Source organism: Flavobacterium sp. KMS, from assembly GCF_000813005.1.
Lineage (GTDB): Bacteria > Bacteroidota > Bacteroidia > Flavobacteriales > Flavobacteriaceae > Flavobacterium.
In genome coordinates, this window is the sequence record NZ_JSYP01000002.1 from 11,712 (window position 1) to 29,978 (window position 18,267).

Annotated in this window: 13 protein-coding genes; 8 read left to right on the forward strand and 5 right to left on the reverse strand. The window is 32.8% G+C overall.

Going from position 1 to position 18,267, the window contains the following annotated elements:
• Positions 1-159: 159 nt before the first annotated feature.
• Positions 160-2,574 (forward strand): outer membrane beta-barrel family protein, encoded by a 2,415-nt coding sequence (locus OA93_RS02685; RefSeq protein ID WP_039111626.1) that lies wholly within the window; start codon positions 160-162, stop codon positions 2,572-2,574.
• A 404-nt stretch (positions 2,575-2,978) separates the two neighbouring features.
• Here the strand turns inward: OA93_RS02685 and OA93_RS02690 are convergent, their stop codons facing one another.
• Positions 2,979-3,650: a copper homeostasis protein CutC gene (locus OA93_RS02690; RefSeq protein WP_039111627.1), complete on the reverse strand. Its 672-nt coding sequence runs from the start codon at positions 3,648-3,650 to the stop codon at positions 2,979-2,981.
• A 143-nt stretch (positions 3,651-3,793) separates the two neighbouring features.
• On the reverse strand, positions 3,794-4,801 hold the full coding sequence (locus OA93_RS02695; protein WP_039111628.1) for a beta-ketoacyl-ACP synthase III: 1,008 nt from the start codon (positions 4,799-4,801) through the stop codon (positions 3,794-3,796).
• A gap of 265 nt (positions 4,802-5,066) precedes the next feature.
• On the opposite strand from OA93_RS02695, the gene OA93_RS02700 reads away from it, so the two are divergent.
• From OA93_RS02700 to OA93_RS02735, 7 genes are all read left to right on the forward strand, one after another.
• Positions 5,067-7,478 (forward strand): prolyl oligopeptidase family serine peptidase, encoded by a 2,412-nt coding sequence (locus OA93_RS02700; RefSeq protein WP_039111629.1) that lies wholly within the window; start codon positions 5,067-5,069, stop codon positions 7,476-7,478.
• Between the two features lie 414 nt (positions 7,479-7,892).
• Positions 7,893-8,285 (forward strand): type VI secretion system tube protein TssD, encoded by a 393-nt coding sequence (gene tssD, locus OA93_RS02705; protein WP_039111630.1) that lies wholly within the window; start codon positions 7,893-7,895, stop codon positions 8,283-8,285.
• A gap of 41 nt (positions 8,286-8,326) precedes the next feature.
• A complete protein-coding gene (locus tag OA93_RS02710) occupies positions 8,327-10,156 on the forward strand; it encodes a phage baseplate assembly protein V (protein ID WP_039111631.1) in 1,830 nt (609 codons plus the stop codon).
• 2 nt (positions 10,157-10,158) lie between these two features.
• Positions 10,159-11,787, forward strand: coding sequence for a DUF2235 domain-containing protein (locus tag OA93_RS02715; RefSeq protein WP_039111632.1), 1,629 nt, complete (start codon positions 10,159-10,161; stop codon positions 11,785-11,787).
• A gap of 55 nt (positions 11,788-11,842) precedes the next feature.
• A complete protein-coding gene (locus OA93_RS02720; protein ID WP_240474650.1) occupies positions 11,843-12,790 on the forward strand; it encodes a DUF2931 family protein in 948 nt (315 codons plus the stop codon).
• A gap of 327 nt (positions 12,791-13,117) precedes the next feature.
• Positions 13,118-14,098, forward strand: coding sequence for a DUF2931 family protein (locus tag OA93_RS02730; RefSeq protein WP_039111635.1), 981 nt, complete (start codon positions 13,118-13,120; stop codon positions 14,096-14,098).
• 217 nt (positions 14,099-14,315) lie between these two features.
• Positions 14,316-15,476, forward strand: coding sequence for a hypothetical protein (locus OA93_RS02735; protein WP_131474447.1), 1,161 nt, complete (start codon positions 14,316-14,318; stop codon positions 15,474-15,476).
• 405 nt (positions 15,477-15,881) lie between these two features.
• On the opposite strand, the gene OA93_RS02740 is transcribed toward OA93_RS02735, so the two are convergent.
• The 3 genes from OA93_RS02740 to OA93_RS02750 all read right to left on the reverse strand — a co-directional run bounded on the left by OA93_RS02740 (position 15,882) and on the right by OA93_RS02750 (position 18,194).
• Complete coding sequence (locus tag OA93_RS02740) at positions 15,882-16,832, reverse strand: ABC transporter ATP-binding protein (protein ID WP_039111637.1); 951 nt, start codon at positions 16,830-16,832, stop codon at positions 15,882-15,884.
• Positions 16,833-16,968: 136 nt separating this feature from the next.
• Positions 16,969-17,658, reverse strand: coding sequence for an OmpA family protein (locus OA93_RS02745; protein ID WP_039111638.1), 690 nt, complete (start codon positions 17,656-17,658; stop codon positions 16,969-16,971).
• A gap of 29 nt (positions 17,659-17,687) precedes the next feature.
• Positions 17,688-18,194, reverse strand: a complete 507-nt coding sequence (locus OA93_RS02750) for a lipocalin family protein (RefSeq protein WP_039111639.1) — start codon at positions 18,192-18,194, stop codon at positions 17,688-17,690.
• Positions 18,195-18,267: the final 73 nt, after the last annotated feature.

Sequence of the window (18,267 nt, forward strand, 5' to 3'; positions counted from 1 at the left end):
TTCAACTATTTTTTTTCGCAAATCCTGTAACATAAAATTAATATAATAGTCTTAATAGAGTCTTTAAATAAATTTTCAGCAAGAATAATCAACTTGTATTTTAAAGACAAAATCATCAATCAAATAATCAATTAATCAACCTTAACTAAATCAAATCTTATGAAACTTAAAATTATCATGTTATTACTTATTGGAGTGATAACATCGGTACAAGCTCAAAATTCTGGAAGTGTTTCTGGAAAAGTACTAGAAAAAGCCACTAATTCTCCAATTTCTTATGCAACAGTTGCCGTAAAAGAAGAAGGGAAAACAATCGCAAGTGGTGTGACAGATGATAAAGGAGACTTTATTTTAAAAAATATTCCTTTAAAAAATTATATCTTAGAAATACAATACATCGGATTTAGACCATACAAAACCAATTTATACTTTAGTGATTCAAAAAAAGAGTACACTTTTAAAGTAGCTCTTGAGGAAGAAGCTACTCAACTTAAAGGTGTAAACATTGTTAGTGAACGCTCGACTATTGAACAAAAAATTGACCGAAAAGTAATTACTGTTGGTAAGGATCTTACAACTGCTGGAGCTTCTGCATCAGACATTATGAATAATATCCCTTCGGTAAATGTTGATCAGGACGGAAAACTTTCTCTTCGTGGAAACGATAATGTACGTGTATTAATTGACGGAAGACCATCAAATATTGACCCTGCACAATTACTGAAACAAATTCCATCAACTTCTATCAAAAAAATTGAGTTGATTACAAACCCAAGTGCTAAATATAATCCAGAAGGAATGTCTGGAATCATCAACATTATTCTGCACAAAAACTCCAACACTGGTTTCAACGGAAGTTATAGTGCTGGTATTACTTTTGGGGAAACAGCTAAATACAATCAATCATTAGATTTGAATTATAAAACTGGAAAAGTAAATTTATTTGGAAACGTAGGTCAGAATTTTGGAACTTATCACAACAGTGGTTTCATCAAAAGAATTGATCCGGAAATCATTCAGGATATTAATGTCCTAAACGATAATGATTCTTACTTGTATAAAATTGGAATGGATTATTTAATTGACGATCATAACACATTGTCTGTCTATACCAACCAAAATAAATCAAACGGAAAAGGATTTGTAGACACTAATATTGATTATAATAATCTAACAGATTCTGATGTTTCTAATATTTTTCAGAAATCAAAATACTCAGGTCCAAACAAAATTGGTACTTATAATTTAGCCTACAAACATATCTTTAAAAAAGAAGGCCATACTTTAGATTTTGAAGGAAACTATAGTGATAATGAAGGAACACAATATGCTGCTTTTGATACTCAATCTACAAAAACGGATAATACTGTAGAAAGCGTAATTTACGATGATCAAATTAAAGCTACTCGTAAATTAAGCACTTTTAATGTTGATTATGTGAATCCTTTAAACGATAAAACTACACTTGAAGCTGGTGCCGAAGCTAGAATTACTAAAACAAATAATGATTATATTACCGGAAATCCGCTTGCTGAATTTCCAGTTACTAATTATACTTACGACACTAATATTTATTCAGCTTATGTAACATTTGGTCAGAAATACAAAAAATTCAGTTACCAATTAGGAGCTCGTTTTGAAAGTTATAAAGTAGCAGCTAATTTAAATCATGGTCTTGAAAAATTTAATGATGACTATATCACTTTATATCCATCAGCTTATCTTACATATAAACTGGATGAGAAAAATACTTTGCAATTAAGCTATAGCCGTCGTGTAGACCGTCCGAGTTTAGAACAAACAAAACCTATTCGTGAGTTTTCTACTCCGTTAGTAACCTCTTTAGGAAATCCTGAATTAACACCACAGTTTACTAATTCGGTAGAAATAAATTATACTAAAACTCTTGAAAAAGGAAGTTTTACAACTAGTGTTTTCTACAGAAGTATTAATGACCAAATTAGCAGAATTTTATATCCTGATGAAACAGACCCAAGCGGTAACAAACAAATTATGACTTACACTAACTATGATCATAATACTTCTTACGGTTTTGAAGTTTCGTTAAATTACAAAATCACAAAGTGGTGGGATATCCAACCTTCTATTGATTTTTCTAGTATCAACCAACAAGGTGTTGTGTTTTTATACGATCCTGTAACAAAAATGAGTAATCCAATTGAAAGGAAAGTTACTGTTGCTGCATTTAATGGTCGTATGAACTCAAACTTTAAAGTAAACAAACGTATCAGTTTCTTATTATTCGGTTTTTACAGAGGCGGTGTAGACGGACTTCAAAATAATAGTCATGAAATGTACAAAATGGACATAGGTACACGTTATACATTATTAGACAACAAGATGAATATTAGTGTACGTTTTAATGACGTATTTGACACCATGAAATATGCTTTTGATTCTAATTATCCTTACCCGCATACAGGAGAATTTACATGGGAAAGTCAAACAGTTTATTTAGGTTTAACCTATAATTTTGGTGGAGCAAAAATTAAAAACTTGCAACGTAAACAAAGAGAAGATAACACGAGTAAAGGCGGCGGAGGAATGTTTTAATCCATCACACTTATTCGAATTTTATTGTCAGGTTGAGTCGTTCGTCTCCGTTTAGGATAAACTTAAGTCGAAACCTTTTTGAATATTTTTTGTAGTAAAGAAAGCCCAGAGTATGCCACTCTGGGCTTTTTTGATATATCTAAATTCCATAGATTGTCTAAAAATGGAACGCGGATGACGCAGATTCGCCAAGGCGAAAACGCTGATAAAAACGGATTTTAAAAAATAAAGGAATCGGGCTCTGGCTCTGTCATATAAGCACTAATATTATAAAAAAATTGAACACGAATTTCACGAATTGACACGAATTAGTTTGTGAAATTAATTTCACAAACTAAGTTAGCCATATAAATTCGTGTCAATTCGTGAAATTCGTGTTTGTTTTTTACCACATCATACTAAAACTACAACTTAGCTTTTAGAGCATTAATCTCTACTGCACTCGCAGTTTCGTCAGAATCGGTAATTGCTGATGAATGGAAAAAAGTATTTCCTAGTTTTTCTTTTAGTAATCCAATATTAGTAGATCTAAGTCCTCCACCTGGCATAATTACTATTCTGTTATTTGCTTTTTGGACAACATCGATAAGAACATCTATTCCTTCTTCTACATTTTTTCCTTGTCCTGATGTCAGGATTGTTTTAAAACCACAATTAATTACATCTTCGAGAGATTTAGACACATCCGCAACAACATCAAAAGCACGATGAAAAGTACAAGGTAGCGGATTTGCTAAATTAATTAGCTCCCTATTTTGTTCCATATTTAGGCTTCCGTCAGGATTAAGATTTCCAAATACAAACCCATCAACATTACATTTTTTGTATTCGATTATATTCTCTTTCATTTCCTCAAACTCAGCTTCTGTATAAACAAAATCTCCACCTCGAGGTCGGATAATAACATTTAAATCTATTGTAGCTTTTTCTCTCGCTGCCCGAACTAAATTTAAATCCGGAGTTGTCCCTCCTTCTTTCATATTTACACACAACTCAATTCTGTTTACTCCATTTGCCTGAGCAATCTCGACAGAATCAAGATTAAAACATGCAATCTCTAATTGACTTTTTTCCATTTCTTATTATACTTAAACAATTGCCACAGACTTCAATTCCATTGAATCTGGCAATACAATTTTATAAAATTATCCTGATCCGAAATTAAACAAAAAACCTGCTCCAAAAGGAACAGGTTTTAAAATATAATGTAAAAATTAAATTACCATTTGATAATTGCACTTCCCCATGTAAATCCACTACCAAATGCAGCTAAAACAACTGTATCTCCAGATTTGATTTTTCCTTTTTCCCAAGCTTCTGTCAATGCAATCGGAATAGATGCTGCGGTTGTATTACCGTATTTTTGAATATTGTTATATACCTGATCATCATTCAAGCCAAATTTCTTTTGGATAAATTGTGATATTCTCAAGTTTGCTTGGTGTGGTATCAACATATCGATATCAGAAACCTGTAGATTATTAGCTACCAAACCTTCATTAATTACTTCGGCAAAACGTACTACTGCATTTTTAAATACAAATTGTCCATTCATATAAGGGAAATAACTTTCGTCGTTCGGGTCATTATCTGCTAAGATATCAGTTACCCAACGAGCTCCCATTCCTGGTGCTGTTAGAGATAATTCTTCAGCATGTTGCCCTTCTGAGTGTAAGTGTGTAGAAAGAATTCCTTTTGTAGTATCTTCTTCTCTACTCAAAACTGCTGCTCCGGCTCCATCTCCAAAAATTACCGAAACCCCTCTTCCTCTGGTTGTCATATCCAAACCTGTAGAGTGCACCTCAGAACCAATTACCAAAACATTCTTATACATTCCTGTTTTAATATATTGATCTGCTACAGAAATAGCGTAAATAAAACCAGAACATTGGTTTCTTACGTCTAATGCTCCAACAGTTTTTAATCCTAAATCACGTTGTACCAAAACTCCAGGACCTGGAAAATAGTAATCCGGGCTTAATGTTGCAAAAACAACAAAATCGATATCTTCTTTTGCTACACCAGAACGTTGGATAGCTATTTCGGCAGCTTTTACACCCATTGAGGTTGTAGTATCTTCTCCTCTTATAATGTGTCTGCGTTCCTCAATCCCTGTTCGTTCTTGTATCCACTCGTCGTTGGTATCCATTATTTTTGACAAATCGTCATTGGTTACCACATTTGAAGGGACATAATATCCTAATCCCGCTATTTTTGAATGATACATATTTTTTTATTATTCGTTAAAAAATTGGACTGCAAATCTAAACATCTTTTAAAAATCATGTACACAATTTAGTGATTTTTTAGTAATTAACAATTCTATATATTATTCCCATTAATTACTTTTCACAAGCACATTCTTATTTGTAAGAAAAACATATTAAATTTAAAGCTTTTTTTTATAACAATCACTTTTCATTATTAAAATGTAACAAGATTGGACTACTTTAGACAAATCATAACAATCTTTAATCATAAAAGTTTCAACTATGAAATTAAAAGTTACCTTATTTCTGTTTTTAAATCTTGGCTTAGTGGCTTTTGCTCAAGAAAACCTGACGTACCAGAAACCTTCAAAATCTATTTTGGATTTAGCCGATTACGAAAGAGCTCCTTCAGTATCAATGGATACAAAAAAAGAGTTCATGTTATTAACTTACAGAAATACCTATAAAACATTAGAAGATTTAAATCAGGAAGAACTTCGTTTAGCAGGTTTAAGAATCAATCCTGTAACAAACATTTCGAGCACGGTTACATATGTAAAAAATCTTAAATTAAGAAAAATCAGCGATACCAAAGAAATTCAAGTATCGGGTTTACCAACAGCTCCTCAAATCAGTAATATTGTATGGTCGCCTAACGATAAGAAAATCTTGTTTACTCATACTACAAAAACGGGAGTAGAACTTTGGATTGTAGATGTTGCATCTGCAAAAGCAACAAAACTTACCGAAGCAAATTTAAATGCTAATCTGGGAACTCCATTTAGTTGGTTCAACGACAACGAAACAATTCTTGTAAAGATGTTGCCTAAAAACAGACCAGCATTATTAGATTCTAAAAAAGATTTACCAACAGGTCCAATTGTTTCTACTGCCGATGGATCTAAATCGCAGAATAGAACCTATGCAGACATGTTGAAAAACAAAAATGATGAAGCTAATTTTGAAAACATCATTACATCTGAAATCTACAAAGTAAACATTAACGGTACAGCTACTTTATTTAAAAATGCTGATATGTACTCTTCTGAGAGAATTTCGCCAGATGGTAATTATGTGATGTTAACTACAATCCAAAAACCATTCTCATATATTGTTCCATTAGGAAGATTTCCATCAAAAGCAGTAGTTTATGATAAAAACGGTACCGAAGTAAAAACCGTAAACGAAGTTCCTCTTTATGAAATTATGCCAAAAGGTTTTATGGCTGTTCGTAAAGGAAAAAGAGAAATGTCATGGAGAAACGATAAACCAGCAACGCTTTCTTATGTTGTAGCTTTAGATGGTGGAGATCCTGCAAATAAAGTTGATTTTAGAGACGAAGTATTTCTTTGGAATGCTCCATTTAATACCGAAGCAACTGCATTGGTAAAAACACCTCAACGTTTTAATGAAATTATTTGGGGGAATGATAATACTGCAATCCTTATGGACGAATGGTATGATACACGTAACATTAAAACCTATTTAATCAATCCATCTGACGCAACTCAGAAACCAAAAGTAATCTTCGATAGAAACTCACAAGATATTTATGCAGATCCAGGTGCTTTTGAATTCAAAAAGAACCAATACAATAAATACGTTCTTGCTATAGAAAATGACAATGCTTTTCTTCTTGGCGAAGGTTTTACCAAAGATGGTCAATTCCCTTTTATTAGCGAACTTAATCTTAAAACATTAAAAACAAAACGTCTGTATACTTCTACATTTAAAGATAAAAAAGAAGATATAGTAGAGATTGAAGATTTTAAAACTGGAAAAGTTTTGGTACAAATTCAATCTAAAAATGACTATCCTAATTATTATTTCAGAAACATAAAAAAACAAAATAGCTTAACTCAGGTTACTTTTTTCAAAAACCCTTTTGAAAGTATCAAGAATGTAAGCAAAGAGGTTATTAAGTACAAAAGAAAAGATGGTGTAGAATTATCTGGAACTTTATACTTACCTGAAGGATATGACAAAGTCAAAAAAGAAAAATTACCATTGTTAATCTGGGCATATCCAGCAGAATACAAGGATAAAAATAGTGCAGGACAAAGTAGCCAAAACCCAAATGAATTTACGTTTCCATACTATGGTTCATTTATATATTGGGTAACCAAAGGATATGTAGTTCTAGATGATGCTTCGTTCCCAATTATTGGTGAAGGAACTACAGAACCTAATGATAATTTTATTACACAATTAGTAGATGATGCCGAAGCTGCAATAGATGCTGTAGATGCATTAGGATATATAAACAGAAAGAAAGTTGCTGTAGGAGGACATTCATACGGAGCGTTTATGACTGCTAACTTATTAACGCATTCTAATCTTTTTGCTTGCGGTATTGCCCGAAGTGGTGCTTACAACAGAACCTTAACTCCTTTTGGTTTCCAAACAGAACAACGTAATTACTGGGAAGTTCCAGATGTTTACAACACAATGTCACCATTTATGCATGCCGACAAAATGAAAACGCCACTACTATTAGTACATGGTGAAGCCGATAATAACCCTGGGACTTTTACATTACAAACAGAGCGTTATTTCCAAGCTTTAAAAGGATTGGGTGCTCCTGCAAGAATGGTAATTTTACCTAAAGAATCTCATGGATATGTAGCTAAAGAAAATATCTTGCATTTGCTTTGGGAACAAGATCAGTTCTTAGAGAAATATTTGAAAAATTAATTTCTCAGAAACTTCTCAATTAATACACCAAGAATCCCCTAAACTCATCATTTAGGGGATTTTTTCGTTTCATACTATACCTAATATATTAAGGAGCTAATCCTGCTGTACACTATATCTTTTATGGCATCCCGATAGCTATCGGGACTGCCATAAAAGGATGCCGTTCCCATCAGGGCTAAAAAGGTAGAAACTCACACGTATTTAAATCCTCTTTTAAGTATTCGGTTCACGCTTTTATCTTATAAAAAAAGTCTTATTCTAGCGCTTATATAACTTATTTCTCCCAATAAAATAGTCTCATCACGCTTACTTTACGAAAACACTTTTTGTAAAACATAAATAATAATTACACCTACAACAAAAAAGGTATAGCATTAATTAAGTAAAAACCAATTTAAAAAAAACAAGCAGATGAGTTTTTTAGCAAAATTAGAATTAGACAACGAGATATTTAATGTTTTAGAATTTGACATAAACCTAGATCAAAACACCGACAACAATGGCAAACCATCCAATAAAACCAAAGGAGGTCAAATAAGGCTAGTTATAGAAAGTACTCAAACCGATTTATTTTCGGATTGGATGGTATCGCACACAAGCAACAAAGACGGCAAAATTATTTTTTATCGCAGAGACGCAATGAGCACTATGAAAAATGTGACTTTCAAGAAAGCGTTCTGTATTTCTTTCCGCAAAAGCTTTCGTAGTGAAGGTAATGTTCCTATGACAACCGAGATACTTATTAGTTCCAACGAAGTAAAAATTGGCAATACTTTATTTGAGAATAACTGGAAAAATTCTTAATAACCAAAACTAGCTATAAAACAATTTAACCATCTACAACTATGGCATTACAAACACATACCACAATAAAAATAGGAGAAAAAACAATCCGGAATTTCAGCGGTTTAAAAATTGTGCAGAAAATCCATAACCACCATACTTTTACCCTACAAATAAGACAAGACACATTGGTAGATGAGTTTAAAAGTGTTATGCCAGTTTCGCAACAATTAATAGGCGAAAGAATAAGCATAGAGATAAAACCGATCCCAGATCTCGATGACCTCATGATTATAACTAACCCAAAGGACTATATCATGCAGTTTTATGGGATAGTTACTAAGGTAAAATTGCAAAAATCTACTAGTAAAGATATGGAAGAAACCATATTGATAAAAGGATATAGTACATCAATAATTCTAGATAATGGACCAGACTCAAACTCATTTACAAGAATGCCACTAAGCGATATTGTAAACAAGATTAAATCGGGTTATGAAATCGATATGAATGTATCCCCTTATTATAAAGACAATCTAGCTTACACGGTTCAATACAACGAGAGCGATTTTAATTTCCTTAATCGCATAGCAATGCGTCACGGACAATGGTTTTACGACACAGGACGCACGATAGTTTTTGGTAGTCCCGGAAGTTCAGGAACAGAACCTAATCTGGTTTATGGAGTTAATATGCAAGATTTCAGCTATGAGATAAAATTAGCCCCAACTTTGTTTAAGACCATCGAGAATGATAATCGCCAAGGCAACCATTTTGCTACAAATACAGCTACATACAGAAAAGAAGCCGATGGATTTCATCAAAACTTCATCAACAAATCTAATACCGTATTTAATAAAGAAACAGTAATACAAGTTAACCAAAATGCTGTAGGAGGGAATGGACGAAATGCTTCTGAAGAATATGCCAAGAATAAAATGCGAGCTATAACAAGTGGACTAATGCATATAAAAGCCACGAGCGAAGTCCCAGGAGTTACCTTAGGGAATACAGTTAGAATAACAGGCGTCGATGTGCAACTAGAAAGTACCTATAGAGTAACCCAAATTACCCATACGTGTGATGATGGCGGAGGGTACGAAAACCATTTTAAAGCAGTAAATTTTAATGGAGCTGTATTCTCGCCAAAAACTAATCCTGATTTAGTACCACGTTGCGAGAGCCAGTCGGCAATAGTAATGGCTAATAATGACCCCGACGGACTTAGTGCCATAACCATACAAATGCCGTGGCAAGAAGCCAAAGGCGAAACCACTCCATATACCCCAGTGACACAACAACACGGCGGAGATGGCAGAGGAACACATTGGGTTCCTGAAATAGGCGATAAAGTATTTGTAGATTTTCAAGGAGGCAATGCCGAAATGCCAATAGTAACAGGAACTATATCCAATACAAAAGAAAAAAGCGGCTACGCCACACCCAATAATGATCTAAAAGTAATGCGTACCCGTTCTGGAATCATGATTGTGTATAACGATGCCGAAGGTAGCATTTTAATAGAAGACCCAAGCGGAAACACATATTTTATGGATGGAAAAGGAAGCATAAAACTTCTCGCTCCAAAAAATATAGAAATTGAAGCTGGGGAAGATATCATCATGAACGCAGGAAAGAATATTAAAGAAAGTGCCGGAGGCTATAAAGAAACCAAGATTAATTTACACCATAACCTATCCGTAGGTACCGATTACATCTTAAATATTATAGGGAATATGCTCGAATGGGTAAGTGGAAAAAAAGAAACCGAAAGCGATGATATTAAAGAAATGGCTCAGGAAGTACTTTTAAACAGCACCGAGAAAAGTATAAATGTGCGAGGAGCAAAAAATGTGAATAACCACAGTGCAGAAACTTCTAAAAACGCATAATTATGGGAATTACAAGAATTATAGGCGGTACACTAACCAAAACAGCTAAGGGAAATATAGATATACGAGCAACTAAAGGAGATGTAAATTTTATTGCAGCAGAACAGAATAACTGGCATGGAGAAGAAGAAGGTATTATGTACCATGATTATGAACCACAGCATCCTGCCGACTCTATGAGCAATAGACTAAACCTTACCTTAAACATTTTTTTTGATGGTACAACCAATAATAAAACCAATACCGCAGCCAGAGAAAAAAACAAAGAGGAATACCAGAAAAATTCGAATAAAATAGATGATAGCTACGAGAACGATTATACCAACGTTGCCAGAGGTTATGATGCAATTAATGCTTCTAAACAGCTAAGAGTTTATGTTGAAGGAGTTGGAACCACTGATGAGAAATCAGATGACATGCTGCCTGTAGGTATTGCGCAGAGTGCTGGTTTCTGGAATACAGGCATAAAAGACAAGGTAAAAAAGGGGTGCGAATTGGGGGCGATAGAAGTTCAAAAAGCTGCTAAAGGAAAACCAATTGATTCGTTAACAATAAATGTATTTGGTTTCAGTCGTGGCGCGGCTACGGCAAGACATTTTTTGGATATTACAGATGTTTCCTACACAGTAAAGGTTTCTAAAGAAGGACTTTTTTGGTTTCCTGGGGATTTGATGCCAATACAATATCCTATAAATGTTAAAGATAAGACTAAACCGCCTTATCCTGCAAGTTTTGAAGTTAAGCTAGGTTATTTTGGAAGATGTCTTATTAATAAGGGAATTTTTGAGATTGGGGAAGTCATTTTCAATTTTGTAGGTTTATACGATACTGTTTCGTCACACGGAATCAATCATAATAATGATGTAAAAGATTTAGGCCTTAAGGCGATAAAAAAAGCCAAAATGATTTTCCAGATTTCAGCAGCCGATGAATATCGGGAAAATTTTGACTTAACCAATATCGATAGTGCCGGTTTTAAAGGGTTGGAGTTAACATTTCCTGGTGTACATTCAGACATTGGAGGCTCTTATCTTGCACATGATAAAGAACGCTCTGCTGTACATAAAGAATCTTATTATTTTGGAACCCGTGACCAGGATTATAATTTTATTCCCAACACCCAAGATTGTAATGCTTTCAAAAAAATACTTGTAAACGAAGGCTGGTACAACGATCAGGAACTTAAACTGGAATTTAACAAAGATAAGAAAATAGCCTACCTGGTAGGGAAGCGCACTCTGGAAAATACCTACGATAAAATTGCGCTGAATAAAATGATTATGGTTTCGGAACAGGAACAATTTGGGATTATTTATGATGATACCATCAAAAAACAAAAAACCAATATTTCGGATCCTTTTATTGCTGATGTATTTACTCAGTTAACGAATTATAGCAAGGCAGTTATAACACACCGAAATAAGGCTCTAAAAGGAGGGGGAACTGTTGATCAATATATTACAGAGTCGAAACAAATAAGCTATCTCGATTATATAAACCCTGAGGACTTAAAAAAATTACGCCATAAATACTTACATTGGTCGGTAAAAGCAGATAAATTTGGGCTAGAGCCCCGATTTACAGAAATTTTACCTATAGAAAAACGCAAAAGAGAAATACACAATGGATAAAATTAATAAACTTTCGATTTTATTATTAATACTCACTTTAAACGTAAGTTGTCAAATGAAAAATAAATACGAATGGCAGAGTTATACCTGCCAGCCATTACAACGACATGGAGAGAATAGAAACATATATCGAGTAGAATTTGTACAAGGTGATATCTTAACGCTCGAGGGAATCTCTGCCAGTTTGCCCTTTGGCGGATCGTCTGGACAGTGGGGATATACTGGTTCGTCATGGACCTCGCAGCACGGTACGCCTATAGGAGCCGATGTTATTTATTATGCCGGTTACGAAGATAAATTTTACCACCTTAAAGCTGATTTCCCTGTTGAGGAGATGAAAAAAGCCGTAGATACCACCCGTCGCTATAATGATTATGTCACCGAAAAGTTTTCGGGCATAATATTTGGTTTTGCCCCACAGGGCATGGTTGTGGTCTGGAAAGAATACGGAGTTATGAGAATCGAACTCGGGCGTTATCAGGCTCAGGTAATTCCTGACGATAAAGAGCTCGAACAAAGACTTTTTAAGGGATGGTCTATGAATCGTGAAGAAGTAAAAGAAAGGGATTTTTTACCCAATACCTCTTCCGAAAAATGGGATATGTACCGCAAGCGCTACACCTTTAGGGTAAAAATGGAGAACGAAAACCCGGCTTTACGTTTGTTTCAATACTGTTTTACCAACTATAATGGTGAACAGGATATTATTTTTATGCCACCACTTCCTGTTACCAGTTACGATAATCGTGCCTTACCGCAAATACTGGAACTTGATTGGGAAACTGCTGCTGGCGAAAGCTTTCGAGGAAATATTTTCCTTAATGAGAAAGTGATATTCGAAAAATTTAAAAACTTTAAAACCGAGGATCAACAAGAATTTGAGGTAAAAATAAGCAAAGACAATCAAAAATTGGAATTGTTTTTAAATCACAAGCCTATAGAAGTCGATAGCGTACGTATTTATGAAGGGTCGGTGAGTTATAAAGGGTCATACCATTTTTAATTGGCATTTTAAGGTAATTAGTTAAAACATAAAAGAGAAATACACAATGGATAAAACAACTAAAACCATCTTTCTATTGATATTAATCGCAATATCAATACAGACCTACTTATTAAATGGTGAAGGGCATTCTGATGAGTTTATATTCTTTGCAGTTCCTATAACTATTAATATACTATTAGTAGCGATTTATGCTAGCCCCCAAGAGAATAAATCATACAAAGACTCTATAAAGAATATATTAAGGTTTTCCCTAATTATTTCAGTAATCTATTTTGTGATTTTTGGATATATATTTCAATTGGGCAAAAATTTTAAAAACTAATTATGGAAAAGGAAAGTAAACATAATGATCTAACGAATAGGTTACTTACAATAATACTGATAGTAACCTTAATTGCAAATGGCATCCAGTTTTATTTTTTCAAAGGAAGTAGCCGATTTGATTGGACCACCGGTGTAATTAGCAGTAAAGGAAATATAGTACAGGTTTCAAATTATAATTTTAATGGAAGGAGCTTTTATGATCTAGGTAAAAATAAGATACTTGATAGTGGTTGGGATGAAATAAATGTCTCTGAACATAATGTGAAGGATACTTTTTTTCCTGACAGTTTATATATAGGATGGTTTTCTTATAATGAGCGAAAATTTTATAATGGCAGTTTTGTCTTACCCACTGAAATAATTGAGACAAAAGCAATTCAATTGGGTATGTACCCCAGCTATAACGGTTTCAATTCAGTTCTTCAAATTATTTCTGAAGTTAAACCAAAAGGGAAGGTTGTAGTATGGATACGAAAGTTTGACAAAAACGTTATTGGTGAAAAATTTAAAATTGGGGAATATCAAGCAAAAGAAACGAAAGCAACTTGGCATGTTTTTGATGATCGTTCAGAAACCGACAAAACTTCAGATATCGATATCTCTAGAAAAGTGGCCTTGGTAATGGAGGAACACCCTTATAAATTAGAAATTAAATTACCGAGCGGATTTACTTTAGACGATTCTTATTTTAAATTATTTAATCAAAAGATTTGGCATTTTAATGGAAGAGAGTCAAAAACAGATTCTATTCTTAATTTCCTCCCAAAAAAGTTTAGTTTAGCATGGGGAAATGGGCGTAAAAATTTCAGGATGCAATTTTGTTTTGATGAAGATGAAGTACTAGATGCTTTTAGAAAAGAAAGTAATACATTAGAACCACTCGTTCTTGAATTAATTTTAAGTGATCGTTATGATGTTGTAAAAGCCATCCTAAGAAATACAAAAACAAACTCAAAATTTGTATTTAAAGACAAATATTAATTTAAAAATGAAAACAGCATAATCGAACTAAGGTAACCATGAACCAATAGAAGTAGACAGCGTGCGTATTTATAAAGCTTCGGTGAGTTATAAAGGGTCATACCATTTTTAATGGCAATTGTGGGTGGTAATTAAAACGCAAAAGAGAAATACACAATGGATAAAAGAAATAAAATTACATATAAAACTTCATCAAAAAACTTTTAAAAACTTCTGCATGAATAAACAAATTATTTTAATAACATTCATCGTTTTCAGCTTATTAGGCTGTAATAATGATCAAACTAACAAATTACCGGAAGAATATAAAAAATACAATTCTTTAAACTCACTTAACACTAAAGACACAATACTATTTGGGAATTATTATTTAAGGTTATTGTTTAAAAGTTCGGAGCCTATTGAACAAGCATTATTACCATCAAATGATTTAATTGTTAGTACTACAACCAAAAAAAAGAATTCTGACATAGTAAAACACTTTTATAAGTTAGATAAAAATGGTAAAATTATTGATAGTATCTCATTTATTGAGAACTACAAAAATGGGAAAGAAGAGCTGTTGCATAACTATTTGGTTAACAAAAAGCAAAAATATTTTACGACTTGGCCGCTAGACGGAAAAAGAAATAAAATAAATTTCATTTTACAAAATGAAAATATGAATACAGATCGTAATACTGAAAAAAAAATGATTGATGAGATATTCAGCAAGGCTCAATTTAGAAGAGTTGATTATGATTTTGATCATGTTTTTGAGACAAAAAAGAACTCACAAATTGAAGAAAATAAAAGTGATACAGATAACCAACCTATCATTGTAGAACTAAACAAAACTGTATATATAATTTTTTATTTAATGAATGGTCAATGGTATAACTTCTATACACTTACAGATATTTCAAAAAGAGTTTCCTTGGATGAAGTATTAAGTTCAAGAGTTAGTTCCAACACCTTATTCAAAAAATATGATAAGAATAAACAAGAATGGGCAGTCATATTAAATAAAAATATAATTTACAAATACTTTCATAAAATTAAAGGAGGAAATGTAACAATTTCTGGCGGAGGTAGCTCTTCTTATAGTACTTATTGGTGGAAAGGTCAATTATTTTCAAATCTGATTATTAATAAAGATACTCTTAAGGTTTATGATGACTTATATCTTGATGAAGGAATTAATTTAAAAACACCGATAACTATTAATAAAAAGGAAATTGGTTACCTAAATAGAGGTCAAAGAGAACCTGCTGAACCATTAATGTTTTATTCTAATAAGGCTTTGGACTATAGCTTATTTACCAATGATGAAAAAAAACTATATATTATAAAAGAAAAAGATTCTATAATGTCAATTAAAAATCTAATATATAAATAACGTTTATTAACCATATCTTAAAAACATAATAGACCTCTCGGATACCATGAACCAATAGAAGTAGACAGCGTGCGTATTTATAAAGGTTCGGTGGGTTATAAAGGATCATATCATTTTTAACAACAATTGTAGGTGCTAATTAAAACGTAAAAGAGAAATACACAATGGAAAAATAAACAATATAGTAGTTCTTTTAATCATCACATTAAATCCAAACTATCAAAATAGTTACGTCCTTATATAATCCAATAAACATCTTGCATTTGCTTTGGGAACAAGATTAGTTCTTAGAGAAATATTTAAAAAACTAAATTTTTCATTAGACTATTTATTAAAACAAACCCCGACAGATTTAAAAAAACCTCTCGGGGTTGCTATTTTTTGTATCAAAAAGAATTATCTAATTTACAGATAATTTAAACTTAAAAATATTTCCTGCTCAACAGGTAAATCAATTTCACTTTCAAAGAAGATTAATTGCCTTTTATGAACCGTTTCTATCAGATAATGATTCCCTCTAAAATAGGTTCTTCTAATTTTTACTAATAAGTTAGATTCTGGAACCATTTTAAATTGATGTGGATATACAAGCGTCTTATGTGTTTCATCTTCGTAAGGAAGCAATAAATGAGTAGCAATTTCATTTACTTCACCAAACAGTGAAGCCACATATTTCGTCTCAGGATCTTCGTATATTTTTGTTGGGTTATCCTTAGCAAGAACTTCTCCATTACGCATTACAATTACTTCATCTGCAAACGACAAAGCATCCGTGCTATCATGTGTTGCTATAATGCAAGTAATCCCTTTTTGTTTTAAATATCTAAATAAATTTCGGCGTAAAGCATTTTTACGAAAAGCATCTATTTGGCTAAAAGGTTCGTCTAGTAAAATTACTTCTGGCTCTAAAGCCAAAACTCTTACTAAAGCTACTCTTTGTTGTTGTCCTCCACTTAATAATTTTGCTTTTACATTCGAGAATTGTTCCATTTCGACCATTTCCAGTAATTCCTGAACACGAAGTTTTTTCATGTTAGCAAAACCATTCGAAAGAAACTTCCCGACATTTTCGGCAACGGTTTCAAAAGGAGACAGATCAAAATCCTGCGCCAGATATTTCATATAAGGCATTCCGGGAACCAAATTGTATTTAGGCCCTAAAACAGGTTTTTCATTATAAGAAATAGTACCTCCATTTAAATCGTATAAACCGTACATTAATTTAAGTAATGTACTTTTTCCGCAGCCGCTTTCGCCAATAATAGCAATATTTTCGCCTTTATTTATGGTAAAAGAAACATTTTTTATAACAGGTTTTTCGGTATACGAAAAAGAAATATCTTGAACTTGAAGCATTAGTTGGCATTGAAAAATTGAGGATACAAAGATAGTTGCTTTGATAAAAATAACTTAGAGAAAGTTATTAAATTATCTACAAAAAAAGCTGCTTCAAAAGAAACAGCTTTTAATTTATTCGCTAAGAAGCAATGCCTTATTTACCAGCTTTTGCATCGTTTACCATTTTGTCATTTGCAGTAATAGCAAACTCTACACGACGGTTTTGCGCTCTTCCTTCTGGAGAATCATTTGTAGCAATTGGATCAGCAATTCCTAAACCTGAAGTTTTGAAACGAGTAGATTTTAATCCTTTAGAAACTAAATATGCTTGCACAGAAGCAGCTCTTTGTCCTGAAAGTGTTAAGTTATATTCTGGTTTACCAGTATTATCTGTATAACCAAAAATTTGAATATCAGTATCTCCGTACTCATTAAATACAGGAACTAATTTATCTAAATTTGCTTTTGCCTGAGTTGTTAATGTTGATTTGTTAGTATCAAAACGAACAGAATTTTCATTTAAAGTTAAATGAATACCCTCTCCTACTCTTTCTACGGTAGCACCTGGTAAAGCCTGATCAATTTCACGAGCTTGTTTGTCCATTTTGTTTCCAATAAGAGCACCAGTTCCACCACCTACAGCAGCACCAATAGCAGCACCTAAAGCAGCGTTTCCACCACGTCCTAAATTGTTTCCAAGAATACCCCCGATAAGAGCACCTGCAGCAACACCTATTCCTGCACCTTTTTGAGTATTATTTGCATTCTTAACTGAATCGCAACTTGTAAAAAAACTTGTCAATACAAGTAAAGTACTCAAACCTAAAACTGTTATCTTTTTCATATATTTATCTTTTTATGTATTCTTTAATATTAATTAGCTCTCTGAAATTGATATACTACATCTTTAACTTGTCCTCCAACATTGATATTATCAATTAATTGAAATGAATTTTCAGTTAAACCACCAATTTTCAATAAATATCCGTCTCTCACTTTTTTTGCTTTTATACCAGCATCTAGAATCTTAAGAACAAACATACCCTGACTATTAATACTCCATACAATTGGAGAAGAAAAATCAGTACAACCAGATGATGCTAAAGCCATCGACCCTTTGTTGTTGTTTGAAATAAAGTTCCAGGTACTACCAATAAAACACTTAGAATCAGCAAGATCAAATGAATTTACTTTAATATACTCTGAACCCGGATAAGAAACATTGGTTAAAACCCAATTCCCTTTAATTGCTACTTGAGTCGACTTATCAAGTTTTGTAGAAAGCGGTTCAGCTCCATTAGAAGATGTCGTTGCTGTAGAAGCTGATTTGCATGCAAAAACCGTTACGGCTAATATGCATATTAAAATAATTTTTCTCATCGTTTTAGCAAATTTAAAATTAATACTCCTACAAAGATACAATGCAAAAAAATTAAATTTGTTTAAAAATTAT

Coding starts and splice junctions, on each gene's coding strand:
- OA93_RS02730 (WP_039111635.1), top strand. CDS start 13,118: ATGGAAAAGGAAAGTAAACATAATGATCTAACGAATAGGTTACTTACA.
- OA93_RS02735 (WP_131474447.1), top strand. CDS start 14,316: ATGAATAAACAAATTATTTTAATAACATTCATCGTTTTCAGCTTATTA.
- OA93_RS02685 (WP_039111626.1), top strand. CDS start 160: ATGAAACTTAAAATTATCATGTTATTACTTATTGGAGTGATAACATCG.
- OA93_RS02720 (WP_240474650.1), top strand. CDS start 11,843: ATGAAAAATAAATACGAATGGCAGAGTTATACCTGCCAGCCATTACAA.
- OA93_RS02700 (WP_039111629.1), top strand. CDS start 5,067: ATGAAATTAAAAGTTACCTTATTTCTGTTTTTAAATCTTGGCTTAGTG.
- OA93_RS02745 (WP_039111638.1), bottom strand. CDS start 17,658: ATGAAAAAGATAACAGTTTTAGGTTTGAGTACTTTACTTGTATTGACA.
- OA93_RS02750 (WP_039111639.1), bottom strand. CDS start 18,194: ATGAGAAAAATTATTTTAATATGCATATTAGCCGTAACGGTTTTTGCA.
- OA93_RS02690 (WP_039111627.1), bottom strand. CDS start 3,650: ATGGAAAAAAGTCAATTAGAGATTGCATGTTTTAATCTTGATTCTGTC.
- OA93_RS02740 (WP_039111637.1), bottom strand. CDS start 16,832: ATGCTTCAAGTTCAAGATATTTCTTTTTCGTATACCGAAAAACCTGTT.
- OA93_RS02715 (WP_039111632.1), top strand. CDS start 10,159: ATGGGAATTACAAGAATTATAGGCGGTACACTAACCAAAACAGCTAAG.
- tssD (WP_039111630.1), top strand. CDS start 7,893: ATGAGTTTTTTAGCAAAATTAGAATTAGACAACGAGATATTTAATGTT.
- OA93_RS02695 (WP_039111628.1), bottom strand. CDS start 4,801: ATGTATCATTCAAAAATAGCGGGATTAGGATATTATGTCCCTTCAAAT.
- OA93_RS02710 (WP_039111631.1), top strand. CDS start 8,327: ATGGCATTACAAACACATACCACAATAAAAATAGGAGAAAAAACAATC.